The following is a 24684-nucleotide window of genomic DNA, read 5'->3' on the forward strand; positions in this document are numbered from 1 at the left end:
TCTTCGCCATGACCACGCGCCTGTCTCTGCCGCCCTCTGTCTACGCCGACACCGCCGTCGCGCCGGTCGCCACGCCGCCGCTCGACGTCGACAAGACCGTCTCCATCGCGATCGTCGGCGGCGGCTACACCGGCCTGTCCACCGCGCTGCATCTGGCCGAGCAGGGTGTCGAGGCGCTGGTGCTGGAGGCGCAGGAGCCCGGCTGGGGCGCGTCCGGCAACAATGGCGGCCACACCAATCCCGGACTGAAGCACGATCCCGATCAGATCGAGGCCGATTTCGGCGCAGATCTCGGCCGCCGCATGATCGACTTCTCCTACGGCACCACCAACTTCACCCACGAATTGATCCGCCGTTACCAGATTCCCTGCGAGGCACGGCAGAACGGCACGCTGCGCGCGGCCTATAACGAGGCCAGCGCCGCCGCGATCGAAAACACCGCGCAGCAATGCATCCGCCGCGGCATGCCGGTGTCATTCTTGAATCGCGAGCAGTTGCGCGAGATGACCGGCACCGACCGCTATATCGGCGCCATGCTGGACACGCGCGGTGGCGATCTGCATCCCCTCAGCTACGCCCGTGGCCTCGCGCGCGCCGCGATCTCCGCCGGTGCGAAGGTTTTTGGCGAGACGCCGGCGCTGTCGCTGCGCCGCGAGGGCACGCGTTGGCGCATCGAGACGCCGCGCGCGATCGTGCATGCCGAAAAAGTCCTGCTCGCCACCAACGGCTTCACCGACGATCTCTGGCCGGCACTTCGCCGCACCATCGTGCCGGTGTTTTCCTCGATCGCCGCCACCGCGCCGCTCTCGGACGCGGTTGCGCGCGCGATCATGCCGACGCGTCCCGTGCTCTACGAGAGCGGCCACATCACGGTCTATTACCGCATCGATCAGCACAACCGCCTGTTGATGGGCGGCCGCGGCCCGATGCGCTGGATCAAGTCGCCGAACGACGTCGCCTACCTCATGCGCTACGCCGAGCGGCTATGGCCGCAGCTCAAGGGCGTCGCCTGGACGCATGGCTGGAACAGCCGGCTCGCGATTACCGTGGATCATTATCCGCATGTGCATGAGCCCGCGGAGAACATCCTGATCTCGCTCGGCTGCAATGGCCGCGGCGTTGCGCTCTCCACCGCGATGGGCGCGCAGCTGGCGCGCCGGCTGATCGGCGGGCCGAAGGTGGAGATCGATATGCCGATAACGGGCATCAAGCCGATGCCGATGCACGCGTTCTGGCCGATCGGGGTGACTACAGCGGTGATCGCGGGGCGGGTGAGAGATCGGCTGGGGATATAGAAAAGGCGCTGCCGAGGCAGCGCCTTGCTCGATCCGATGTTCAGCAGCGGCCCTGTTTCCACAGGCCGGGCGGGCAGCCCATGCCGCGCCAGCCGACCTTGCGCCCGTGGTACCATCCCGGCGGCGTGCCATGGTAATGATAGCCCATCGCGTGGCCACGACCGTAGCCGTGCCCATGTCCATGCCCACCCTTGGCCAGCGCAGGGCTGGCAAATGTGAGGCCGGCCGCAACGATCAGCGACGCGGCGAGCGCAAGTTTCTTCATCATGTCCTCCACTGGGGCGAGCGCATTTGTCCGTTCACTGAACGAACGGTGGGCAGGTAAGTTCCCTGCGAATGTGGAGGAGTCATGACGCTCGCGGAGATGGCAATGGCGCGACGGCTCAACGAACGTTGGCACAAGCTCGCATCGATCCGTGCGCTCAGCCTTCCACCACCGCTTCGGCCCACGGTTGGAAAATCTCGACCGCGCCCGAATTGGTCTCGCCCTCGCGCATCACCACGCTCGGGCAAGCAAACTTCATCGGCAGTGCCTGCACCTGCGTCTCCTCATAGTCGAACCGCGCCGCCAGCGTATTGCGTGCCTCCGCCGGCAGGCGGGCATCGCCGATCACGACCGCGCCTTCGCTGGCGTCGATGCGCGGCTGGTGGATGGCGGCATCGAGGTCCATGCCGAAATCCATCGCAAAGGACACGAGCTGCATCACCGCCGGCAGGATACGGCGGCCGCCGGAGGCGCCGACCGCGAGGCGCTTGCCGTCCTTCGTCTCGGCGATGACGGGCGTGTAGTTGGTCAGACAGCGCTTGCCGGAGGCGAGCGAGTTGGTGGTGCCAGGCGTCGGATCGAACCACATGATGCCGTTGTTCATGGGGATGCCACTGTGCGGCGTCACATATTTCGAGCCGAAGGTGGAGAGCAGCGTCTGCGTCACCGCGGCCATGTTGCCGTGCCGGTCGACCACGGAGAAATGCGTGGTGCAGGCCGGCGCGAGATATTCCGCCCCAAGCGAGCGCTTGCCGTCGGCATCGCCCATGTCGCCCAGCCGCTGGCGGTAGGCCGATTGCAAAGCGAGCGCGTATTCAGCGTAGGCGGCCGCATCCGGCGCGGTGCCCGGCTTCAGGTTCTGCTGCAACAGGCGTAGCGCATGCGCCATCGTCGGCCCAGCCGTGAGCTCCGGCGTCGCAAACACCTTGCCGCCGCGATAGGGGATCGCCAGCGGCTCGCGCAGGTGGCTGCGGAACGCGGCGAGATCCTCCACAGACAGCGAACCGCCATCGGCCTTGATGTCGGAGGCGATGCTCTTGGCGAGATCGCCCTCATAGAAATCGCGCGGGCCGGCCGCGGCGAGATGGGCCAGCGTCGCCTTCAGCTTGTCCTGAGGCAGCCGCGTCTCGGCCTTGATGCCCCAGGGCGCATTCGGCGGCAGACCGTCCTTCAGGAATATCTCCGCGCTGGCGGGATAGCGCCTGAGGTCGGCGGCCGTGCTCGCGATCATCAGCGTCGTCCACCAGTCGACCAGCAAGCCTTCGCCCGCGATTGTCGCGGCGGGCGCGACCAGATCTTTCCAAGGCATCCTGGCGTGGCGGCGATGCGCTTCCTCCATGCCGGCGACGACGCCGGGCACCGCGATCGAGCCGGGCCCGTGAATGTTGCGATCGTCCTTCACCCGCGGCCAGGGGAACAGGTCGGAGGCCGCGCCTTCGCCCGTGATCGGATAATCGGTTACGCGCAGGCTCTGCGGCGCGCACATGCCGTAGTCGATCACCTCGTAGCGATTGTCCTTGGCGCGGTAGAGCACCATCGCGCCGCCGCCGCCCATGCCGCTCATCCAGGGCTCCAGCACGTTCAGCGCAAACGTCGTCGCGACGATGGCGTCGACGCAGTCGCCGCCTGCCGCCAGCACCTCTGCGCCGACCTCGGCGGCCCGGCGCGATTGCGCGGCGACGATGCCGCCCTTGGTTCTGACTGCGGGTTTGCGGATCTGTTGGGCGCGACTGAACTGGTGAGGCATGTTGTCGTCTTGATGTTTGTCGTGGCTTTGCTGCGTTGACTTCGAGGCTCCGCAATTGGCGAAGCTCGCAGACAATGGCACATTGCCGCCAACGAGAACATCGAAAGGGAGGCGCGACATGGCTGGTGTGAAACAGGCGCGGGATGGCGCGGTCGGGATCTTGACCCTCGACGAACCGACCAGCCTGAACGCGATGACGCCGGACCTGCTCGGCGCACTGGCCGCTGCCGTCGCCGAGATGACGCGGGATGAAGGCATTCGCGCCCTGATCCTCACCGGCGCCGGGCGCGGATTTTGCTCAGGACAGAATTTGAAAGCATCGGGAGCGCTCGGGGAGGACATCGCGGCCGGCGTGATGCGATTCTACTGGCCCACTTTTAGGGCGTTGCGCGAGTGCCGCGTACCCGTGGTCGTTGCCGTCAACGGCGTCGCGGCCGGCGGTGGCTTCAGCCTCGCCATGGCCGGCGACATCATTGTTGCGGCGCGGTCGGCGAGCTTCATCCAGGTGTTCAGCCGCATCGCTCTGGTGCCCGATCTCGGCTCGACCTGGCTGCTGCCGCGCCTGATTGGTCGCCAGCGCGCGCTCGAATTGATGCTGCTGAACGAGCCGCTATCGGCCGAACGCGCCCATGAGATCGGCCTGGTCCGGCAGGTGGTCGATGATGCGAAGCTGATGGAGGAGGCGCTCATCCTGGCGCGCCGCCTGGCCGATGGCCCGACGCGCGCTTTGGTCGCAACGCGCGCGCTCGTCGAGGAGAGCGAGCATGCGACCTACGAGGCGCAGTTTCGCCGCGAGATCGAGCTTCAGGCCACGATCCGCAAGAGCGCCGACGCCATCGAAGGCCGCAATGCCTTTGTCGAGAAGCGCAAGGCGAGGTTTACAGGGCGATGAGGCAGGGACCGCTTCCCGTAGCTCGTCATTCCCGCGCTATCCCGGGCATCCACGTCTTCTCCAAGAACGTCATGGCCGGGACAAGCCCGGCCATGACGACGGAGATCAATGGGAAAGCGACGAGCCGGAGCGCTCAGAGTGGGCGGGTCAGCCGGCTGGCCTGATACTTGGCGCGCCATTTCGGGCCGGGCCCGCGCATGTAGTGAAGCTCGGGGCGGTAAGGATCGCCTGCGACCCTCATCAAGGTCTGCCATTTGGTGGCGACGAAGCTCAGGGGGTGGCGGAGCAGGGTCAAGGGAGCGAGCAGCATGGCATCACCTCAATGCGGCTTGCCGAGCATGGCCGTGAAGGGGAGATCGAAAATCTCCTCGCCATCGTCGTCGCTGACATGGATCACCCAGTCGCGCCAATCCTCGTTGCTCGGCGTCAGGATCATCGACCGCATGATCTGGGCGGCGCGGTCGCGGGCCTCGGTGAGATTGGAGACGGCGGCGCCGTAGCGATCGATCAGTGTGCCCTCGGTATTGGAGCAGTGAAAATAGACCTGGACCATATACGCCTCCTGTAGGGAGCGATTGGGATGGCAAACTGATACCACCCGAGGCATTCGCGAAACATTCGGGTCGAACCCGGTAAGGGAATTTACGGAGATTGGTCGCCTCCGAGGTCGTTACAGGTTTAATCACAGGCGGGTGATGATCAGCTGGACCGCGCTTCGGCGGCATGGAACAACCTCCGACAAAAGTCGGGGGAGGGCGGCAGTGAAACATCTCACAATCTGCAGGGAAGGCCGGAGCCTGCGCGCGTGGGCAGTCGCCTTCGCCGCGCTCCTGCTTGGTCTTGCCCCCGGGGCATCATCCGAGCTCGTCAGGCGAGGCGGCTATGCGATCGGCACGGACGTCTGCGGCAGCGGCGATCTCGCTTTTCCCAGAATCCAGATCGACATGAAGGCAGGCTTTTGCGCCGGCCTCGTCGCCAGCGAGGACGACCGCCTGAAATTCCCGCGCGCGATCATCCAGGTGCCGGGCCGCGACCTGTTCGTGGTGGCCGACATGGGCGGCTGGGGCCATACCGACGGACGGCTGCTGCTGCTCGATCCGCATGCGCCCCCAGGCCAACGGTTGAAGGAATTGCTGACCGGGGTCGAGTATCCGTTCGGCCTGGTGATCGGCCCCGGCAGGAAGCTCTATGCCTCGACCGCAGAGACGATCTTCCGGTTCGATCCGCTTGCGGACAATCCGCGCGGCACGGTCGAGACCATCATTCCGGCCGGCGGATCAGTCTGCCCGACGGCACCAGGCTCGACGAAAGCGCGCATCCGCTCAAGCAGTTCGTCTTTGACAGGAACGGGCGGCTGTTCGTCAACATCGGCTCGCACAGCGACGACTGCATCACGCCGGCACCGATCACGAAGCCTTGCGCGGCCGCCGAGGGCGCGTCCGCGATGGCATCGATCTGGCTGTACACGCCGCCAGCGGGTGGCGTCTTCCCGGCGCTGAAGCCGAACGATCCGGATCCGCCGCACACCGTCTATGCGCGGGGCTTGCGCAATTCGATGGCGCTGGCGCTGCATCCGAGCTTTCCCGATGCCGGCTACGCCCTCCTGCAAGGCGAGAACGGCCGCGACCTGCCAGACATCATCAAGCCCAACGAGGAGATCAACGCGATCGAGCAGGGCAGGCACTATGGCTGGCCCTATTGTTACGATGTGTCGACGCCGAGCCCGGAATTCAGGGGCGTGCTGCAGTCCGGCATTTATAAATCGCTCTGCACCGCCAACGCGCTCTACAAGCCGCCGCTCTCGCTGATGCCGCCGCACGGTGCGCCGCTCGCGATGCTCTATTATCACGGCACAAGATTCCCGGAGCTGGAGGGTAAGCTGCTGGTCGGTCTGCACGGCTATCGCCCGACCGGCAGCCGCGTCCTCATCTATGACGTCGACGACCACGGCTTCCCCAAGCCTGTCCCGGCGCCGGTGCACTATCACGTCAGCTGCGCCGCAGACCCGACCCGCAGCTTCCTGACCGATGCCGGCGAAGTCGCCGCCGCGCCGTTCGAGGAGCTGATTTCAGGCTGGCACCGCGTCAACGGCGCGCGGCCGCAAGGCGCCCCGGTCGGCATGACGGTGGCGGAGGATGGCGCGATCTGGCTGGTCGAGGACAAGAACAAGACCGTGATCCGCATCGATCGCGCCGCGGGCGACGCGCCGGCGCCGCTACCCTGCGACATCCGCAGCCAGGCGATGATCGACCAGCTCGCGGCGTTCGTCGCCAGAGACGCGCAGAACAGCGTCCGACTCACGACGCTGCGCAAGGGCCTCGTCGAGAAGCATTGCGTCGGCTGCCACTCGGATTTCGGCCTGAAACCAGGACAATCGGACGCAGAGAAGGATTCGACGGTGCTCCGCTTCATGCTGTCGCAGGACGGCTGGATCTATCCGGGCGATCCCGACGCCGGCAAGCTGCGCACGCGGCTGCGCGGTCTCGGTGCGGAGAAGCTGATGCCGCCGGGCGGCGAGGGCCTGCCGAAGAGCGAGCCGGGTTACACGCGGCTGCTCGACACTGCGGACCTGCTCGTTGCGAAAATGGTTCCGGGCACGCGGATGCGGATCAAGCCCGGTCCGCCGCAGCGCAAGTTCTTCGGCAAGACCAACAAGGAATGCGGCGAAATACCGGCCGCCAAGGTCGTGGTCGTGACACAAAGGAGCGCTGTAGACAAACCCGGCTTCGGCCGATTCTTCCGGCCGGCCGATCCCTATCTGAACGGCGAGTGCACCGACGACGATGGCTATTACATCCGGCAGGAATTTCTGGTGCCTGTGCAGTAGTATTTTGCTCGTCGCGACGCTGCCGGCTGCTGCCGGGACCAAGCTGTTCGAAAGCGCACAGGTGACGCCGTCTGGCGAATACACCTTCGGCATCGAAGGGCCTGCCGCCGACCTCGACGGCAATCTCTTCGTGGTCAATCTCGGCAAGCAAGGCACCATCGGCAGGCTGCCAGCCGGCAGGGCGGCCTCGGAGCCGTTCACGATGCTGCCCGAAGGCAGCGTCGGCAACGCCATCCGTTTCGATCGGAACGGCACCATGTTCATTGCCGACTACAAGAAGCACAACGTCTTCACGATTCCGAAGGGAGCGACGGAGCCGTCCCTCTGGTTTCACTCCGACGAGATGAACCAGCCCAACGACATCACGATCGCCCGCGACGGAACGATCTATGCGAGCGACCCGAACTGGAAGGGCCGCGAGGGGCACATCTGGCGCATCGCGAAGGCAGCGGACGGATCGGTGCAGGGGCAGGTCATGGCGGCGCCGCGCGCAATGGGCACCACCAACGGCATCGATCTCAGTCCTGACGGCAAGACGCTCTATGTCGGCGAATCCAGCAGCGGCCAGATCTGGTCCTATGGCATCCGGGGCAACGACCTCGTCGACGCAAAGCTCGTCAAGTCGTTCCAGCCCGACACCATCGACGGCCTGCGCACCGATGTCACCGGTCGGCTGTATGTGGCGCGCATTCTCAAGGGCACGATCGCGTTGATGAAGCCCAACGGCGCGGTCGAGCGCGAGATCGCGCTGAGGGCCAAGGAGCCGACCAACCTCGCCTTCGGCGGCGGCGACGGCAAGACCGTTTTCGTCACGCAGCGCCAGGGCGGCTTCATCGAGGCCTTCCGCACCGACCAGCAGGGCCGCGAGCACTGTCTTCAGCGCGGGCGCTGCTGAGCATCACGGGCGATCTGCCCTCAGCGCAGGGCAGCGCGACAAGGGCGGCATTCTTCTTGCTTGCATCTGGCCGCCGCGGAGATCAAGACTCTGCGGCACATTAAAGAGCATGCGACCCACGGAGTGTTTGAGTGAAAGCCGTCCATACCGAACTTCATCGCAGCCATGATCCGCAATTCTTCCTGGTTCGCGGTGTCGTCAAGCGCACCACCGAGCAGCCCGAGCGCGCCGACCGTCTGCTCAAGGGATTGAAGGACGGCAAGCATCAACTGGTCGAGCCGACGAAATTCGGGCAGGGCCCGCGCGCGCGCATCCACAGTCCGGAATATCTGTCGTTCCTGAGCGAAGCCTGGGATGCCTGGACTGCGCTCGGCGATTCCGGGCCGGAGATGATCGGCAACATCCATCCGGTGCGCCACGCCGCGACCTATCCCACCCACATCGTCGGCAAGCTCGGCTGGCACACCGCCGACACCGCCGCGCCGATCGGGCCAGGCACGTGGGCGGCCGCCTGTGCCGCGACCGACGTTGCAGTCACCGCGGCGCAGATGGTGATGGACGGCGAGGATGCGACCTATGCGCTCTGCCGTCCGCCGGGCCATCACGCCTATCGCGACATGGCGGGCGGCTTCTGCTTCCTCAACAACAGCGCGATCGCAGCGGCGCATCTGCGGCAGAAGCATGAGCGTGTCGTCATCCTCGACGTCGACGTCCATCACGGCAACGGCACGCAGGGCATCTTCTATGCGCGACCGGACGTTTACACGATCTCGATCCATGCCGATCCGATTGCGTATTATCCGTTCGTGTGGGGCTATGCCCATGAGCGTGGCGAGGGCCCCGGCCTCGGCACCAATCTCAACATTCCCTTGGCCATCGGCACCGGCGATGACGGCTACATCCAGGCGCTGGACGTCGCGCGCAAGGCGATCGAGTCCTTTGCGCCTGGCGCCCTCGTCATCGCGCTCGGTCTCGATGCCTCCGAGCACGACCCGCTGAAGGGACTGGCCGTCACCACGCCGGGCTTCCGCCGCATCGGCCAGGCCATCGCGAAAATGGGCCTGCCGACTGTATTCGTGCAGGAGGGCGGCTATCTCTCGGATATTTTAGGCGCGAACCTGACTTCTGTGCTGGCAGGATTCGAAGAGGCGCGGTGATCTCCGCCTTTTACCGCCCTTGCCCGCCGAAGCCTTTGGCGAAGGCGGATGCGGGCAGAGGCCGGAAAACACGTCATTACCTCGACAGACGCGCAGCCGCGAGGTCGTCATTCAGCCGCTTCCTGGAGCGGCCAGGCATTGCGGCTGATGGGAAGGCCGCCGTGCGCACGGGAGCCGTCGGCGATCGCGAGGCGATGTGATGGCGATGGCGAGCACAGCGAGAAGCGCCAGCCATGCGGATCGTCGGCGATATCGGGCTTGAAGCTGATCTCGATGCCCTCGCGCGATACCTGCATCGCAAAGGCGTCCAGCGGCAAGTTGAGCCCAAAGCCTCTGGCTTTCAGGTAGGCCTCCTTGAGCGTCCAATAGTCGAAGAAGCGGTCGATCGCGGCGGGCTCCGGCAATCCGCGCAAGGTTTCGACTTCCTCTGGCGCAAAGAAGCGAAGCGCGGTGGATAACGGCGCGACGCGCCGGGACACGGTTTCGACGTCGACGCCGACGGCCTCATGCCGCGACACGACGCAGGCGACGCAGCCGTCGGCATGCGACAGGCTGAAATGCAGCGCGGTCGAGGTCTTGGGCGCTGCGACAAACGGCCGCCCATAGCGGCCGGCCGCAAAGGACCAGTCGGAGGGCGCAACGTTGGAGGCGACCTGCGACAGCGCCATGCGCAGCATGGCGTGCGCGAAAATATACTGCCGTCGATGCCGCTCGAACATGAAACGGTCGGCGCGGATCTGTTCGTCGGCCGAAAGCAGGCGTCGGCACGCATCGACCGCCCCCGGCGCGTCGATGGTCTCGATCAGTCCGACAAACAGTTCAATTCCGTCGTCTGCCATCAATGAGGCCTTTGGCGTCAGGCGGGAGGGAATCCCCCGGCGCGGGACGCAAGAATCAATTGAGCAGACCGCTTCTAGCGGTCCACTCGGGCGAATTCTTGTCGATTGCTGGCCGGTTTACAGACGCAAGCTTGTGCGAGACCCCAACTCGACAGGCGAGTGGTCGATTTTTAAACAATCGTGCGGCGTCCCCGGCCGACGCTTACTTTTTCTTCTTCCTGGATTTCTTCTTGGCCCCGCGCAGAGCCTTAAGGCTGTCGTCGACATCCTTCAGCGCGAGCTTGAGCTTGTCTTTCTCGAAGTTGAGCAGCTCTCGCAGTGCCTTGCGGTCCTCCTCGCTGAGCGAGGTCTTCTTCGTAAATTTGATGAAACCCATAACATTTCCCCGGTTGAAAATAATCGTGCAAATCAAAGCCCGCGAACAATCTTGCGCGGCGGCGCCAAATAATCAAGATGCAACTGGATCATTCACAGCTTCGACGAGCCGGCGTTTTCCTCCGGCTTGAAATCAGGCTGCTCTGCGGTCGAGCAATTTGCCGAGAGGCGCGCTGGGCTCGGCGATCGCCGCCGCCAGCAACGCAACGAGATCCTCCATCCAGGCGCCGACCATGCGGCCGTCTAACAGCTCCCGCTTGTAATTGCATGAACCGGTGATTCCGGTCGGGCGTTCCTTGAGCATCAGTGACAGCCAGGTCTGGTCGATCGGCAGCACCGGCTGGCCTTCGCGAGCGATGTTGCCGATCGATTCTGTCGCGAGATCGGGCAGATCGAGCGGCTGGCGCAGCGGATTTTGCAAGGTGAAATAGACCTGGAACAGCGAGGCCGGATCTACCCCCTCCCGCTCAAGATGTTCGGCCAGGATGTTGAACGGCAGCTCCTGCCGGGCATGCGCGTCCAGCACGTTCTGGCGCACCCGCGCCAAGGCTTGCACGAACGACAGCTCCGGCGCGATTTTCGTGCGGACGATCACCGTGTTCTCGAACGGGCCGACGATTCGGTCAGTATCCGGCTGGGCGCGATTGGCCATGGCGGTGGCGACCACGATGTCGGTGCGCCCCGTTCGCGCCAGCAGCAACGCCTTCAGGCCGGTGAGAAGGCACATGAACAGAGTGGCGTTATGCCGGCCGGCGAAAGCCGTGAGCCGGCCGATCAGCTCACGCTCGAGGCTCACCGGATGATGCCCGGTGGACGCACCCGGCCGTGATTCGCCATCGAAGAGCGGCGCCGCGCCGCGCAAATTCTCGGTCCAGTCGGCGAGTTGGCGGCGGGCCGCGTCGGTGCCGCACCACCAGCGCTGCCAGCGCGCGACGTCCGAAAAGGCCGGCGGCAGTTTCGGCAGCGGCACCGACGGATATCCGGCCAGCGCCGCATAGCGGATCGACAATTCCTCGAACAGCACGCCGATCGACCAGCCGTCGACGATGGCGTGATGCAGCGTCAGCAGCAGCACGTGATCGTCGTCGTGGAGCCGCAACAACCGGGCGCGCAACAGCGGCGCGCGCGTGATGTCGATCGGGGTATAGGTTTCCTGCTCGATCAGGAGATCGATCTTCCTGAGCTCCAGAGCCCTGCGCCGCTTGTTGTTGTGGGGAAGACCATCGCCGATGACCTCATTGGCCAGGACGCGGCCGAGGGTGCCGGGCGCGACGATGTGGCTGACGGGCTCCTCGCCGTTCCAGTCGAAACTGGTTCGCAGCGCGTCGTGCCGGCGGACGATATCATCGATCGCCTGCGCCAGAGCGTCCCGATCGAGTGGGCCCTGGAGGCGAAAGGCGAAGGGCAGGTTGAACAGCGGCAGCCCCGGCAGGTTCTGCTCGATCCGCAGCATCTGATCCTGTGCGATCGAGAGCGCCGGAGGACTGCTGCCGGCCAGCCTCGTTTCAGTCTGCCTTATCCCGCTTGCGGCAGGCTTGCGCGGCTTCGCCGCCACCGCCGCGTCGACCTGCCGGGCAAGCGCTTCGATCGTCGGGGCCTCGAAGATGGTCTTGATCGGCAGCGACACGCCGAGCGCACGGGCGACGCGCGCCTTCACCTGTCCCGCGAGCAGCGAATGGCCGCCGAGATCGAAGAAATTGTCGGTCACACTGATGCTCTCGACCTTCAATAGGTCGATCCAGATGTCGGCGAGCACCTTCTCGGTGAAGCGCCGCGCCGGCACGGCCGCATCCGGTCCGGACACGTCCTGCTGCGCCGGCGCCAGTAGTGCGGACCGGTCGAGCTTGCCATGGGCATTGAGCGGCACCTGATCGAGGAACAGGAATGCGGACGGGATGGCGTGGCCCGGCAGCCGGCCCTTCAGGAATTCGCGCAGCTCGCTGGCGCTGCTCGTGCTGCCGGGCCTTGCGACGATATGAGCGATCAGTCTGACATCGCCGCTCGCTTCGCGACGCGGCTCGACGATGCCGGCGCGCACATTCGGATGCTCGGCAAGTACGCTCTCGATCTCCTTGAGTTCGATTCGGTAGCCACGGATCTTGACCTGATGGTCGGCGCGGCCGAGGCATTCGATCGTGCCGTCAGCGCGGCGGCGGGCGAGATCGCCGGTCCGGTAAAGCCGCGCGCCCGCCCGGCGCGTGAACGGATCGGGCATGAAACGCTGCCGGCTCTGGGCGGGATCGTTGATGTAGCCGCGGCCGACGCCAGCGCCGCCGATGCAGAGCTCGCCGGTCACGCCGACCGGCTGCGCCCGGAGGTTTGTATCGAGCACATAGAGCTGGGTGTTCGGCAGCGGCGCGCCGACCGGAACGTTGCCGGTCGCGATTGCCGGCGCCTTGGTCAGGCGATGCAGGGAGACGTCGTCAGAACATTCCGACGCGCCATAAGCGTTGATCAGCGGCACTTTCGGGGAGCGGGCGAACCAGGCGTGGCAGAGATCGACGGGCAGCGGCTCTCCGGTCGAGATCAGCAGCCGCAACTTGGAGAAGGCGCGTTGGACCCGCGCTTCGTTCATCCGTTCGACGACGACCCGCAACAGCGAGGGAACGATCTCGAGCACCGTGACGCCTTCGCGCTCGATCTCCTGCGCCAACAGGATCGGGTCCTGCATGGTCGCGTTGCCACAGATATGCACGCGTGCGCCGACCATGGGCCCGGCGAGGAACTGCCAGACTGAAATGACGAAACTCTGTGGAGCGGTCTGCGCGATCACGTCCCTGGCCGTGAGCCCGAGCTCGGAGATGAGCGAGGCCAGATGGTTCGACAGGCCGCGCTGCTCGATCATGACGCCTTTCGGCGTGCCGGAGGATCCGGAGGTATAGACGAGATAAGCTAGGCTCGCGGCGGCGCGCGGTGCGGCGCGGGCCGGCTTGGTCGTCCCTGGCGCTATCGCGTCTTCGAGCTCGGCCACATGGATGCGCTCGACCAGCGGATCGATCAGCGTCTCGACCATGGCGGACTGAGCCCGCCCGGTCAGCAGCACGCGGGCGCAGCTCGATCCGAGTATGGTCGCGAGCCGTGCCGTCGGCTGGTCGGGATCGAGATTGAGGAAGGCCGCGCCCACGCGCTGCACCGCGATCATCGCGGCGAGCAGGTCGGGCCCGCGCTCCGCCAGCAAGGCGACCACGCTCTCGGCACCAACGCCCTCGCGGGTCAGCCAGCGCGCGACCGCCTGGCTGCGGCGCGCCAGCTCGCGATAGCTCAGGGACGTGCGTCCGTCCGACACCGCGATAGCGTTCGGTGTCGTCCTGACCTGACGATCGAAGCGTTCGCTCAAATTGCCGCGCGTGGTGAAATTGGCCGGCACGCCCCGGCCTTTCGCCAGCAATTGCCGGCGTTCGGCCTCGGTCAGCAGCGGCAGGCGCGAGATGCGCTGCTCCGGATTGGCGATGGCCGCCTTGAGCAGGGTCTTGAACTGGGCGGCCATGCCGTCGATCGTCGCCGCGTCGAACAGATCGGTGGCGTATTCGAAGAAGCCGGTGAAACGGCCGTCGGCCTCGACCAGTTCGAGCGTGATGTCGAAGCGCGCGACTTTCGGATCGACTTCCAGCCGCCGCGTCGACAGGCCCGGGAAGCGCGCCGCCTCGATCGAGGCGTTCTGGAGGATGAACATGATCCGGAACAGCGGATTGCCGTCGCTGCGGCGCGCGACCTGGAGCGCGCGCAACACCTCCTCGATCGGAAGATCCTGGTTGCGGTAGGCGTCCAACGTGACCTGCCGCACCCGCCGCAACATCTCGCCGAAGCTCGGATCGCCGCTGAAATCGTTGCGCAGGACCAGAGTGTTGGCGAACAGCCCGATCAGGCGCTCGCTTTCGATCTGGTTGCGATTGGCGATCAGCGAGCCGGTGGCGACGTCTTCATGCGAGGTGTGGCGAAACAGCAGGCATTGGAACACGGCGAGCAGCGTCATGAACGGCGTGACGCCCTGGTTCTGGCTGAGCGTGCGCAGGTCGGCCGACAGAGTTCTTGAGAATTCGAGGTAGTGACGGGCGCCGTGGCCGCTCCAGATCTCCGGCCTCGGCCGGTCGGTTCGCAGTGGCAGCATGGTGACGCCGTCGAGCTGGGTTCGCCAATAGTCGAGCTGTTCCTTTGCCGCCGGCGTCTGCGCCCAGCTCTGCTGCCACAGCGCAAAGTCGCGATATTGGAAGGCGGGTGGCGGCAGCGCGGCGGCGCTCCTCTTGTGCGCGGCCGCATAATGGGCGGCAAGCTCTTGCCAGAACAGCCGTTGCGACCAGCCGTCGGTGACGAGGTGATGGACGTTGACCACCAGCGCGTGGCTCGTCTTGTCGAATGACAGCAGCGTCACCTTGAGCGGCGGTGCGTGCGAAAGATCGAACGGATGTTGCGCGAGCTTGAGCGCCTCGCGCCGGATCACTGCGGTCCGCTTGTCCGCAGGGCACGGCTTGAGCTTGATCCGCTCGAACTGCGGTGGCGATTGCAGCACAAGCTGCGCCGGCTCGCCCTGCCGTTCGATGAAAACCGCGCGCAGCGCCTCGTGGCGCACGCAGATCGCCGCGAGGCCCGCCTGAAGGGCCGCGACGTCGACCGGGCCCTTGAGAAGCGCGACTTCGGCGACGTTGTAATTGTAGTGGGTCGGATCGAGCCGCGAGAGCAAATACATCCGCTGCTGCTGGAACGACAGCGGTGCGTCCGCGTCTATGGCCTTGCGCCATGCCGGCAGCGCCGCCTCGCGGTGGCTTGCGGCGGTCTCGAGCCGGGCCGCAAGAGCCGTGACCGTGGCACAGTCGAAAATGTCCTCGAACGAGAAATCGACGTTGAAGCGTTCGCGCAGGCGCGAGCGCATCTGCGTCACCGCGAGCGAATCCGCGCCGAGCGCGAAGACGTCCTGATCGGCGCCGACCTGCGGCAGCTCCAATAGACCGGCCCAGATCGCGGCGAGCTGGGTCTCCAGCGCATTGCGCGGCAGCCGGGCCTCGTCGCAGCCGTCCAATGTTGCGATCAGCGCGGCCAGCGCATTGCGCTTGACCTTGCCGCTGGCGCCTTTCGGTAGCGCGGTGACGCTGCGGATCAGGCTCGGCACCTTGTAGGCAGCGAGCCGCTTTCGCGCGAACTGGCGCAACTGGTCCGAGGTCATCGCGGAATTCGGCCGCAGCACCACGACGGCCGCAACGTTCTCGCCGAGCTTGTCGTGCGGGACGGCGAACACGCCGGCCTCCAGCACCGCCGGATGGCTGAGCAGGACCTCTTCCACCTCCAGCGGTGAGATCTTCTGGCCGCCGCGGTTGACGACGTCCTTGATGCGGCCAACGATGAAGAGATAACCGTCGGCGTCGAGATAGCCGAGATCTCCGGTCCGGAACCAGCCGTTGCGGAACGCGGCCTCTGTCGCCGCCGCGTCATTGTAGTAGCCGCGGCTCATGTTGGGGCCGCGCAGCATGATCTCGCCATGCGTGCCGCTCGCGACTGCGCGGCCCGTCTCGTCCATGATCGTGATCTCCGGGCCCGCCGCGCGGCCGACCGATCCGACCTTGCGCAGCTCGAACGGGTTGGCCGCGATCTGCGAGGCCGCCTCGGTCATGCCGTAGGTCTCGAGCACGGGAACGCCGAACGTCGCTTCCAGCCCTTCGAGTATCGCTGGCGCCAGCGAAGCTGAGGCCGAGCGGATCACGCGCAGCGACAATGCCCGGACGCGGTCCGGATCAGCTTCCGCCGCAGTCAACAGCGCGCGATGAATGGTCGGCACCGCCGTGTACCAGGTCGGTTGCAGCTCCCGCATCCAACTGAAGAAGGACGACGCGTCGAAACCCTCGGTGCAGATCACGCTGGAGCCTGCGGCCAGCGCCGTCAGCAGGCCGGAGATCAGACCATGGGCGTGAAACAGCGGCAGGACGTTGAGCAGGCGATCGTGGGAGGTGAGCGACAGCACGCGGCCGGCGTTGTGGGCGGACAGGCACACATTGCGATGCGTCAGCGGCACCATTTTCGGCCGCGCCGCCGTGCCTGACGTCAGCAGGATGAACGCATCGTCGTCGCCGCGCGAGGTGCCGCTGGAATTTGCCGGCCCGATCGTCGGCCCGATGAACGCGCAGCCAGCGAGATCGTTCACCGGCCCCGCCACGAAATCGATGACCGCGATGTCGAGCGCCTTGGCGATGTCGCGGCTCGCCGAGTTCATGTCGGCCCGGGTCACGAGCGCCGTCAGCTTCAGTTCGCTGAAATAGCGCTGCAGCTCGTCCGCGGTCAGATCGGGATTGATGGGGACGCAGGCACCGCTCGAGGCGACTGCGATCAATGCCAGCGCGCTGTCGGCGCCGCGCGGCAGCGCGACGGCGATGCGGTCTGCGTGACCGATGCCGAGCCCACGTAAGGTACGGACAAGTTGCTGGATCAATTCGCCCAGTGCGCCGTAGCTGAGGGCCGGCCGGCCCGGGGCGAGGAGGGCGGGTGCCGCCGGCATCTTCCGCGCATGGAAATCGAGAAGGCCGCCGATATGGGCAAAGGACCTGATTTCGGCGCCTACGCCTTCCGATTCCCGTTTCGCTCCGGATGCAATGTCCGACAACGCCATTCCCTTTTGATCTGATTGAGCTATTCTTTCCAGGAGTTAGGGAACGCGTCCAGTCTGAGGTGAAGTTCGGGCCCCAAAATCTGTGGTTGAGGGGTCCAAAGCCCTAGGACGGAGTGATGGTCGGGCAGAAATCACCATGCTGGAGAACGAGCCGGGTACGGGAACGGAGGGCGGGCTGAAGCGCTGGCTCGAGGGCATCGGTCTCGGCCACTACGCTGATCTGTTCGCGCAGCACCGTCTCGATCTCGACGTCGTGGCGGACCTGACCGAGTCGGATCTAGTCGAGCTCGGATTGCCGCTCGGTGATCGCAAGCGGCTTCAGCGAGCCATGTCGGCGCTATTCCAGGCTGAAACGGCGGAGCCGTCGGCGGCAGTGGCGCCTCCGCAAGCGCGGGCGGAGGTTGGCGCGGAACGGCGTCAGCTCACCACCATGTTCTGCGACATGGTGGATTCCACCTCGCTCTCGGTTCAATTCGATCCGGAAGACGTGCGCGACATGATCGCGGGCTTCCGCGAAACCTGTGTCCGCGTGGTCAAGCATTACGAGGGCTTTGCCGCCCGTTTCGTCGGCGACGGTATCCTGGTCTATTTCGGTTATCCGACCGCTCATGAGGACGACGCCGAGCGCGCGGTGCGCGCCGGGCTCGAGATCGTGCGAGTGCTGTCGAGCGCGCGCGCGACCGAGCCACGTGGTGCGCTGAGCCACTCGCCCGCCGTCCGCATCGGGATCGCGACCGGTCTCGTCGTGGTCGGCGATCTCGTCGGACAGGGCACCGAAGAGCGCGATTCCGCGGTCGGAGAAACCGTCAATCTCGCCGCGCGCCTGCAAGGCCTGGCGCCGCCCAACGGCGTCGTGATCTCCGCCTCGACACAAGCGCTGCTGAAGGGGAAGTTCGACTACCGCAATCTCGGCGTCCATGACTTGAAGGGCATCTCCGAAAAGACGCAAGCCTGGCACGTGATGCGCGCCTCGCGGGTGGAGACCCGCTTCGCCGCTGCCATGGGCACGCGGCTAACGCCGCTCGTCAACCGCGAGGAGGAGATCGCGCTGCTGATGGGGCGCTGGCAGCAGGTCAAGGACGGCGACGGCCAGGTCGTCGTCAAGTTCGGCGAGCCCGGCATCGGCAAGTCACGCATCATCCAGGAAATCTTTGAGCGGATATCCGGCGATCGGCATGGACAAGTCTCGCTCCAGTGCTCGCCTTACTACACCTCCACGGCGTTCCATCCGTTCGTCGAGCAGCTCAAATTCTCCCTCGGTCTCGACCGCGAGGATGCGTCCACGCAGTCGCTGGCGAGTCTGGAAACCGCGATCGCCGCCGCGCATGGCGACGTCGATCAGGTCGCGCCGCTGTTTGCCGCGCTGCTGTCGATACCGACCGGCGACCGCTATCCGCGGCTCGACCTTTCGCCGCAGCAGCAGAAGGATGCGACCGTCGCGGCGCTGGTCAATCACTTCCTCGGCCTTGCGCGCGAGATGCCGCTGGTGATTGTGTTCGAGGACCTGCACTGGATCGACCCGACCTCGCGCGAGGTGATCGACCTCCTGGTCGACCGGGTGCAGAACCGGCCGATGCTGGTCATCATTACCGCGCGATCCGAATTCCAGCCGAGCTGGAACGCGCATTCGCATGTCACGACTTTGGTGCTGAACCGTCTGAGCCGGCAGCTGCGCACGACGCTGGTCGAGCGCGTTGCCGGACGAGAGTTGCCTAAGGAAGTCGTCGAGGAGATCATCGTCAAGACCGACGGCGTGCCGCTGTTCCTGGAAGAGCTGACCAAGACGGTTCTGGAATCCAACCTCCTGACCGAGCGGCACGGGCGCTACGTGCTGTCGGGCCCGTGGCGGCAGCTCGCGATCCCGGCGACCCTGACGGACTCGCTGATGGCGCGGCTGGACCGGATGGGTCCGTTCAAGCGGATCGCACAGATCGGCGCCACAATCGGTCGCGAGTTTTCCTACGAGACGCTGCACGCAGTCGCCAACACGCCCGCCGAGCAGATCGAAGCCGCGCTCAATCATCTGGAGCAGGCGGGCCTGATCATGCGCCGCGGCCATCCGCCGGACGCGCTCTACTCCTTCAAGCACGTGATGATCCAGAACGCCGCGCATGCGAGCCTGCTGCACAGCGAGCGCCGCAAGCTGCATTCCCGGATCGCCCAGGTGCTCGCCGAGATGTATCCGGAGAAGACAGAGCGCGAACCGGAGCTGCTCGCTCATCACCTGACCGAATCCGGCCAGAGTGAGGGCGCCGCCAGCTTCTGGCTCAAGGCCGGCAAGCAGGCGGCCAAGAGCGGCGCCAATCTGGAAGCGATCGGTCATTTGCGGCGCGGCCTCAGCGTCGTGCAGGCCAATGGGCGCATGCAGGGCGCCGACGAGATGGAGCTCGAGCTGCGGATCGCACTTGGCAACGCGCTGATCGCCGCCAAAGGCTATGCCGTGCAGGAGGTCGAGGAGAACTACATCCGCGCGCTCGAGCTCGGCCACCAGCTCGACGACGACGAAAAGACCTTCGCCGCCACGCGCGGGCTCTGGGTGTGCCATTTCATCCGTGCCGATCTCACGCGTGCGCACGATCTCAGCGTCGAATTGTTGAGATTCGCCAAGCGCGAGCGGCTGAACCAGCGGGCGCAGCCGTCGCAGCAAACCGGTTATCTGATCGAGGCGCACCGCGCGATCGCGATGACCATGCTCTATCGCGGCCGCTTTGCTGCCGCCCAGCATCACCTGCACCGCTGCATCAACCTCTACAGCCCCGATCTGCACTCCGATCTGATGGAGCGCCACGGCATCGATCCCGGCGTCGTCTCGCTCTCCTATCTCGGTTATCTCCTCTGGTTCCTCGGCCATCCCGACGCGGCGCGCCAGCACAGCGAGCAGGCGATCGCGAACGCCGAGAAGATCCGCCATCCCTTCACGCTCGCTTTCGCGCTCATGTTCGGCGCCTATCTCTGCCAGCATCTGCGCGACGTCGAGGGCACACGTGATCACGCCAACCGCGCCATGATCATCGCCACCGAGCACAATTTCCTGCACTGGAAGCAGCAGGCGGCGATCCTGCGCGGCTGGGCGCTGGCTCAGCTCGGCGAAGCCGACGAAGGCCTCAGCCAGATGCGCTTTGGTCTCGACGAGTATGAGGCGATGGATTCCTGGCTTGCTGGCTGCTGGTTCCGCTGCCTGCTCGCGGAGGCCTATGCCAAGGTCGGGATGCGCGATGCCGCCTTGCGGGCACTGGACGGCGCGCTCGCGACCGCAAGACGGACCGGCGATCACTCCTACCTCGCCGAAGTCTATCGCCTGCAAGGCGAGATCACGCTGTCGGATGGCGACCCGGCATCAGTGCGGGAGGCCGAGGACATGTTCGCCCTGTCGCTGGAGACCGCGCGCAAGCAGGGCGCCTTGTCCTGGGAGCTTCGTACCGCCGTCAGCCTCGCGCGGCTGTCGCATCAGGCCGGCAGGCGCGAGCACGCAAGGCTCCTGCTCGTGCCCATCGTCGGCAAGTTCAGCGAAGGTTTCTACACGCCGGACCTGAAGCAGGCGATGCAGCTGGTCGACGAGCTCGGTGCGGACGCGCTCGTCCGCGAGCAGGCCGCCCCTTGACATGAGCGATCTTGCCGCAGCGCGTGCGCGTTACGCCGAGACAATCGCAAAGCGCGAGCGGATTGCCTCAAAGCGCCTGCTCGAAGCGCTCGCCACCGTCCCGCGCGAGGGTTTTCTGCCAAGGGGACCCTGGCGCATCAAGAGCGCGACGGCGCGCAGCTATCGGCTGACGCCGGGCGCCGATCCCATACATCTCTACGACAATGTGCTGGTCGCGATCGACGCGCGCCGCAAGCTGGATACCGGGCTGCCGAGCCTGTGGGCGCACTTCATCGACGTGCTCGAGGTCGGGGAGAAGGACCGGGTGGTTCAGATCGGCTGTGGGCTCGGCTATTTTTCCGCGGTGCTGTCGAAGATCGTCGGCCCAAAGGGCAGGGTGCTTGCAATCGAATGCGACGAGCGGCTTGCGAAGCGCGCTACGGGTCACCTCCGCGCTTGTCGCAATGTCGAGGTGGTCCATGGCGATGGATGTGAGAAGATCAGCGAACTCGCCGACGTGATCATCGTGCACGCCGGCTTCTCGCACCCGCACCCACTCTGGCTCGAGCAGCTCCGTCCGCGCGGCCGCCTCCTGGTGCCGCTGACGCAGCGGGACCGCGAAGGTGCCGCCCTCAAGATCACGCGCAAGGGCAGGGGTTTTGAAGCCGAGGCGGTTCAGCAGATCCGGATCTTTCCCGGTCAGGGCCGCGGCGTGTCCGCCCTCGACGACCGCGTCGCCGATTGGTGGCAACGCGCCTCCGCACTGGCGCCGCTGCGCTTTCGCAGGATCGAACAGGGGCTGCCGGCCGATGGCTAATACTTCGTTTCATTTTACCTTGATTGCGAATGGACGTATCCAACGCGTCCTGACGCGGCTATGACTGCGGCCTGACTGCCATTCGAGCGCGCCCATGCATTCCGTTGCCCTGCTGACCGCCAGCTACGCCAAGGATATCGAGCGCTTTTCGCTGCTCAGCGAGAGCATCGACACCTGGCTCTCGGGATACACGCGGCATTATGTTCTCGTTAACGATGAGGATGTGCCGCTGTTCGAGCCGTTCGGTTCCGACAAGCGCGTCATCGTCCCGGCCTCGTGTTACCTGCCGAAATGGCTCTTCGCGCTGCCGCCGGCCCTCCAGTTCATCAGCAGCCGCCGCGTCTGGCTCTCGCTGCTCTCGTCACCGGTGCACGGCTGGCACATCCAGCAGATCCTGAAGATCGCCGGCGTCCTCAATGCGCCGGAGCAGCGCGTTTGCATCCTGGATTCGGACAATCTGTTCTTCCGCGAATTCGACGTCGGCCAATACGCCGGCGGTGAGAAGACGCCGCTCTTCGTCACGCCGGAGGCCATCGCTGCCGATGCGCCGCTGCACGCCCTGTGGCTGCGCACCGTCGATCAGCTCCTCGGCGTGAAGGACCGGTCCTTCCCCGCGGACGACTATGTCGGCAACGCGCTGGTGTGGGACAGAGACACCGCGCGCGCGATGACCGGCGCCATCAAGGCGGCGACGGGGCTGAACTGGGTCCTGGCGCTGTGCCGGAAGAAGAAGTTTTCCGAGTACCTGCTCTATGGCCATTTCGTCGCGAGCTCGCCCGCGCATCTGGCTGCGCATCAGGTCACGGAAGACAGCATCGCGGTCTCGCACTGGGACGACACGCGCCTCGACCGTCCGGCCATCGAAGCGATGATGCGCGCCGCCTCGCCCGAACAGGTCGCGCTCTGCATCCAGTCCTATTCGTCGACCTCGATCGACGACATCCGGGATGTGTTCCGGTTGAATTCGCGCGACCGGCGCGCGCCGAGCCTGTCTCCCGACCATATGGGAGAGGTGGCCACATTCGAGGTGCCGAAGGCGCGTTAGAGCATGATCCGGACCCGAAGGGCCGCGTTCGCGCAAAGTGTGCAGCGGTTTTCCGGAAAGATCATGCTCAAACAATAGCGCGCTCAAGCATCCTTCGTGAATTTGCTGATCACGTCCATGAACGGCTTCGGCTTGAACTCGCCGTCGAGCGGCAGAGGACGGTTCGGCTGCTTGTCCTTGCGGGCGAAGGTGCCGTTGATCCAGCTGTAGCGATCCGAGATACCCCAGGTCAGGATCGAGCGCACCGGTCCGCTGGTCGAAATCGCCGTCAGCAGATCGTCGACGCGCTTGGCGACGATGGCGTCGCGCTCCGCCGCGCTCCCCGTCAGCTTCTGATCGTCAACGTCGAGCTCGGTGACGAGCACCTCGAGCCCCCAGGAACGCAGCTCGGTGACGAATTCGGCAAGCCCGTGCGTGTCGATCTCGAGCTCGGCATGCAGATGCGATTGCAAGCCGACGGCGTGAAGCGGAACGCCCCGGTCGAGCAGATCCATGATCAGGTTGCGGTACGCCGCGCGCTTGGCGATGAAGGAGTCCTTGGCCGATTCGATGTCGTATTCGTTGATCGCGAGCTTGACGAAGGGGTCGGCCGCGGCGGCGGTGCGGAAGGCCAGCGGAATCCAGCGCTCGCCGAGATGCTGTGTCCAGAACGTGTCGCGCCGATCGGTGATCTTCTTCGGATTGTCCGGGATCGGCTCATTGACGACGTCCCAAGACGTCAGCTTGTCCTTGTAATAGGAAACGACGGTGCTGATGTGGTCGACGAAGGCGCGCTCGACGCCCTTGCCGTCCTTGATCTGCTTGGTCCAGTCCGGAATGTCGTGATACCAGGCGAGCGCGTGGCCGCGCATCGTCAGATCGTTGTCTCGCGCGAAATCCAGGATCGCGTCGGCGCGCTCGAAGGCGAAGGTGTGCGCGTCCGGCCGCAGCATCGGCCATTTCAGCTCGAGCACCGGCACCACCTGCGTGCAATAGGTGCTGATGGCGTCCCCAAGCCGCGGATCGGCTTGCAGGTCCCATAGCGTGGCCGCCGCGCCATAGCCCGGACGGCGCTGGGCACGTTTCGAGGCCGGCGCGGCCGACGCAGATGCGCCCGTCGCGAGCGTCGCGGCGCTGCCGAGCAGGAATTCGCGTCTGTCGAGCCTCGTCACGCGTGGTTCTGCATCGCAGCTTCGGCGATTTCGTAATAGTGAAGCGCGCCTTTCTCGAGTGTCAGATTGTCCAGCACATAGTCGCGCGGCGTGAAGCCGCCGGCGCTGACCTGCGACCAGAAGCCGTTCCAACCGGAGGTGAAGCCGTCCGCATCGGTGAAGGTCATGCCACAGCGTGCGTCGAAGTAGGGCACTGAGGATACGCCGCCGTCGAACCTCACTTTGTTCGGGAAATATTTTGGATCCTGCCACGGCCCGCCGCGATCCCAGGCAAAGACAGGGACGCCGCTCGACAGCGCTTGCTGGCAGGCGATGCCCTGGCTCTCGTGTTCGCAGAGGAAGACCATGCTGCGGCAACGCGCCAACGCCGCTTTGTAGTCGTCTTCCTTATAGTAGCCGTAGCGGATCACCTCGACGGAGCGGCCGCTCGCTTCGAGATACCTGCGGATCGGCTCGATTAGCTCCACATCGTACCGTCCGTAATCCCAGCGGACCTTGTCATAGAGCAGCACGTCGACGCTCTTCTGCTCGGTTGGCGCTGGCGTCCACAAATCGGTCTCGATGCCGACGGGCCAGGCGCCGACATGGGGCCAGTGCGGACGGAACATGTCGGCGTACCAGGCGCATGGCACCAGCACGCGCTTTACGTCGAGGTCCTTCAGACTCTCCGGCGCATCGATCGGGTGGTCGTACATGGCGACGCCGAGCAGCAGCGGGTTCTTCCACTTGAACCAGTCGAGCACCAACGGCCGGCCGATGATGCACGCCAGTTCTTCGGGATGCTTCTGGATGTAGCGATAGTCGTTGACGCGATAGCGGATGCCGAGCCGATCGAGGCCCGCGCACAGATTGAGCAGCACGCGCCGCTGGCCGCTGATGTAGGACTTGCCCAGCAGCAAGCGCCGTAGCAGCGGCCGGAGGTGGCGGTCGCCCGGAAACCAGCGGTCGTCCCGCTCTTCGAAGAAGAGGTTGAGGACCATCCTGCCAGTCATGCCTGGGGCTGCCGGAACCAGCGGCGCGTCAGCGCCGCGATGCGGCCGAGAGGTCGGCTTCGCCCGTGTTCGTTCGGCAACGTCCATGTCAGTCACATCAGCGCATCGGAGGAGTCGGGCGACGTTTCGCTATCATTGCTTCTTTTCTGTGATCCCGCCGGCCCCTTCAAGGACAGGGCAAATTTAACGCTAACGCGCGATAACCGCGCGAACGC

At 65.4% G+C, this 24684-nt stretch carries 16 protein-coding genes and 1 pseudogene; 8 read left to right on the top strand and 9 right to left on the bottom strand.

Going from position 1 to position 24684, the window contains the following annotated elements; all coding sequences use genetic code 11:
- The first annotated feature begins 8 nt into the window (after positions 1–8).
- The gene (locus tag AAE027_RS11050; protein WP_370988045.1) at positions 9–1295 is read left to right on the top strand and encodes an NAD(P)/FAD-dependent oxidoreductase; all 1287 of its coding nucleotides are present in this window, start codon (positions 9–11) and stop codon (positions 1293–1295) included.
- Between the two features lie 40 nt (positions 1296–1335).
- On the opposite strand, the gene AAE027_RS11055 is transcribed toward AAE027_RS11050, so the two are convergent.
- Together AAE027_RS11055 and AAE027_RS11060 are read right to left on the bottom strand one after the other, a co-directional pair.
- Entirely contained in the window at positions 1336–1563 is a 228-nt protein-coding gene (locus tag AAE027_RS11055; protein ID WP_370988046.1) for a hypothetical protein, read from the bottom strand.
- A gap of 154 nt (positions 1564–1717) precedes the next feature.
- Positions 1718–3307, bottom strand: a complete 1590-nt coding sequence (locus AAE027_RS11060) for a gamma-glutamyltransferase (protein WP_370988047.1) — start codon at positions 3305–3307, stop codon at positions 1718–1720.
- A 118-nt stretch (positions 3308–3425) separates the two neighbouring features.
- Between AAE027_RS11060 and AAE027_RS11065 the strand changes: the two genes are divergently transcribed.
- Positions 3426–4199, top strand: coding sequence for an enoyl-CoA hydratase-related protein (locus tag AAE027_RS11065; RefSeq protein ID WP_370988048.1), 774 nt, complete (start codon positions 3426–3428; stop codon positions 4197–4199).
- A 133-nt stretch (positions 4200–4332) separates the two neighbouring features.
- On the opposite strand, the gene AAE027_RS11070 is transcribed toward AAE027_RS11065, so the two are convergent.
- Both AAE027_RS11070 and AAE027_RS11075 read right to left on the bottom strand, forming a co-directional pair.
- Positions 4333–4509: a hypothetical protein gene (locus AAE027_RS11070; protein ID WP_164934414.1), complete on the bottom strand. Its 177-nt coding sequence runs from the start codon at positions 4507–4509 to the stop codon at positions 4333–4335.
- 9 nt (positions 4510–4518) lie between these two features.
- Positions 4519–4752, bottom strand: a complete 234-nt coding sequence (locus tag AAE027_RS11075) for a DUF6894 family protein (RefSeq protein ID WP_091884042.1) — start codon at positions 4750–4752, stop codon at positions 4519–4521.
- 208 nt (positions 4753–4960) lie between these two features.
- On the opposite strand from AAE027_RS11075, the pseudogene AAE027_RS11080 reads away from it, so the two are divergent.
- The 3 genes and pseudogenes from AAE027_RS11080 to AAE027_RS11090 all read left to right on the top strand — a co-directional run bounded on the left by AAE027_RS11080 (position 4961) and on the right by AAE027_RS11090 (position 9078).
- A pseudogene (locus tag AAE027_RS11080) lies at positions 4961–7026 on the top strand (PQQ-dependent sugar dehydrogenase).
- The gene (locus tag AAE027_RS11085) at positions 6983–7921 is read left to right on the top strand and encodes an SMP-30/gluconolactonase/LRE family protein (protein WP_370988049.1); all 939 of its coding nucleotides are present in this window, start codon (positions 6983–6985) and stop codon (positions 7919–7921) included. The pseudogene AAE027_RS11080 and the gene AAE027_RS11085 overlap by 44 nt, the downstream one beginning before the upstream one ends.
- A gap of 131 nt (positions 7922–8052) precedes the next feature.
- The gene (locus tag AAE027_RS11090) at positions 8053–9078 is read left to right on the top strand and encodes a histone deacetylase family protein (protein WP_091884056.1); all 1026 of its coding nucleotides are present in this window, start codon (positions 8053–8055) and stop codon (positions 9076–9078) included.
- 107 nt (positions 9079–9185) lie between these two features.
- On the opposite strand, the gene AAE027_RS11095 is transcribed toward AAE027_RS11090, so the two are convergent.
- The 3 genes from AAE027_RS11095 to AAE027_RS11105 all read right to left on the bottom strand — a co-directional run bounded on the left by AAE027_RS11095 (position 9186) and on the right by AAE027_RS11105 (position 16884).
- Entirely contained in the window at positions 9186–9917 is a 732-nt protein-coding gene (locus AAE027_RS11095; RefSeq protein ID WP_370988050.1) for a 4'-phosphopantetheinyl transferase family protein, read from the bottom strand.
- Positions 9918–10119: 202 nt separating this feature from the next.
- Positions 10120–10293 carry a hypothetical protein gene (locus tag AAE027_RS11100; RefSeq protein ID WP_176945470.1) on the bottom strand — a complete coding sequence of 58 codons (174 nt, stop codon included), beginning with the start codon at positions 10291–10293 and terminating at the stop codon, positions 10120–10122.
- A 132-nt stretch (positions 10294–10425) separates the two neighbouring features.
- Positions 10426–16884: an amino acid adenylation domain-containing protein gene (locus AAE027_RS11105; protein WP_370988051.1), complete on the bottom strand. Its 6459-nt coding sequence runs from the start codon at positions 16882–16884 to the stop codon at positions 10426–10428.
- Positions 16885–17020: 136 nt separating this feature from the next.
- Here AAE027_RS11105 and AAE027_RS11110 point away from each other — a divergent pair, with 136 nt between their 5' ends.
- The 3 genes from AAE027_RS11110 (at position 17021) to AAE027_RS11120 (ending at position 22326) form a co-directional block, all read left to right on the top strand.
- Entirely contained in the window at positions 17021–20485 is a 3465-nt protein-coding gene (locus AAE027_RS11110) for an ATP-binding protein (protein ID WP_370988052.1), read from the top strand.
- Between the two features lies 1 nt (position 20486).
- Positions 20487–21281 (top strand): protein-L-isoaspartate O-methyltransferase family protein, encoded by a 795-nt coding sequence (locus tag AAE027_RS11115; protein ID WP_370988054.1) that lies wholly within the window; start codon positions 20487–20489, stop codon positions 21279–21281.
- A gap of 94 nt (positions 21282–21375) precedes the next feature.
- Positions 21376–22326: a DUF6492 family protein gene (locus AAE027_RS11120; protein WP_370988055.1), complete on the top strand. Its 951-nt coding sequence runs from the start codon at positions 21376–21378 to the stop codon at positions 22324–22326.
- Positions 22327–22409: 83 nt separating this feature from the next.
- Here the strand turns inward: AAE027_RS11120 and AAE027_RS11125 are convergent, their stop codons facing one another.
- Together AAE027_RS11125 and AAE027_RS11130 are read right to left on the bottom strand one after the other, a co-directional pair.
- On the bottom strand, positions 22410–23477 hold the full coding sequence (locus AAE027_RS11125; RefSeq protein WP_370988056.1) for an endo-1,4-beta-xylanase: 1068 nt from the start codon (positions 23475–23477) through the stop codon (positions 22410–22412).
- Positions 23474–24556: a glycosyltransferase family 1 protein gene (locus AAE027_RS11130; RefSeq protein WP_370988057.1), complete on the bottom strand. Its 1083-nt coding sequence runs from the start codon at positions 24554–24556 to the stop codon at positions 23474–23476. The genes AAE027_RS11125 and AAE027_RS11130 overlap by 4 nt, the downstream gene beginning before the upstream one ends.
- Positions 24557–24684: the final 128 nt, after the last annotated feature.

Source organism: Bradyrhizobium sp. DN3 (assembly GCF_041357655.1).
Taxonomy (GTDB): Bacteria; Pseudomonadota; Alphaproteobacteria; order Rhizobiales; family Xanthobacteraceae; genus Bradyrhizobium.

Excerpts from the sequence above, each read along its gene's own strand:
- AAE027_RS11050 (WP_370988045.1), top strand. The coding sequence starts at position 9 with ATGACCACGCGCCTGTCTCTGCCGCCCTCTGTCTACGCCGACACCGCC.
- AAE027_RS11055 (WP_370988046.1), bottom strand. The coding sequence starts at position 1,563 with ATGATGAAGAAACTTGCGCTCGCCGCGTCGCTGATCGTTGCGGCCGGC.
- AAE027_RS11060 (WP_370988047.1), bottom strand. The coding sequence starts at position 3,307 with ATGCCTCACCAGTTCAGTCGCGCCCAACAGATCCGCAAACCCGCAGTC.
- AAE027_RS11065 (WP_370988048.1), top strand. The coding sequence starts at position 3,426 with ATGGCTGGTGTGAAACAGGCGCGGGATGGCGCGGTCGGGATCTTGACC.
- AAE027_RS11070 (WP_164934414.1), bottom strand. The coding sequence starts at position 4,509 with ATGCTGCTCGCTCCCTTGACCCTGCTCCGCCACCCCCTGAGCTTCGTC.
- AAE027_RS11075 (WP_091884042.1), bottom strand. The coding sequence starts at position 4,752 with ATGGTCCAGGTCTATTTTCACTGCTCCAATACCGAGGGCACACTGATC.
- AAE027_RS11085 (WP_370988049.1), top strand. The coding sequence starts at position 6,983 with ATGGCTATTACATCCGGCAGGAATTTCTGGTGCCTGTGCAGTAGTATT.
- AAE027_RS11095 (WP_370988050.1), bottom strand. The coding sequence starts at position 9,917 with ATGGCAGACGACGGAATTGAACTGTTTGTCGGACTGATCGAGACCATC.
- AAE027_RS11100 (WP_176945470.1), bottom strand. The coding sequence starts at position 10,293 with ATGGGTTTCATCAAATTTACGAAGAAGACCTCGCTCAGCGAGGAGGAC.
- AAE027_RS11105 (WP_370988051.1), bottom strand. The coding sequence starts at position 16,884 with ATGGCGTTGTCGGACATTGCATCCGGAGCGAAACGGGAATCGGAAGGC.
- AAE027_RS11110 (WP_370988052.1), top strand. The coding sequence starts at position 17,021 with ATGCTGGAGAACGAGCCGGGTACGGGAACGGAGGGCGGGCTGAAGCGC.
- AAE027_RS11115 (WP_370988054.1), top strand. The coding sequence starts at position 20,487 with ATGAGCGATCTTGCCGCAGCGCGTGCGCGTTACGCCGAGACAATCGCA.
- AAE027_RS11120 (WP_370988055.1), top strand. The coding sequence starts at position 21,376 with ATGCATTCCGTTGCCCTGCTGACCGCCAGCTACGCCAAGGATATCGAG.
- AAE027_RS11130 (WP_370988057.1), bottom strand. The coding sequence starts at position 24,556 with ATGGACGTTGCCGAACGAACACGGGCGAAGCCGACCTCTCGGCCGCAT.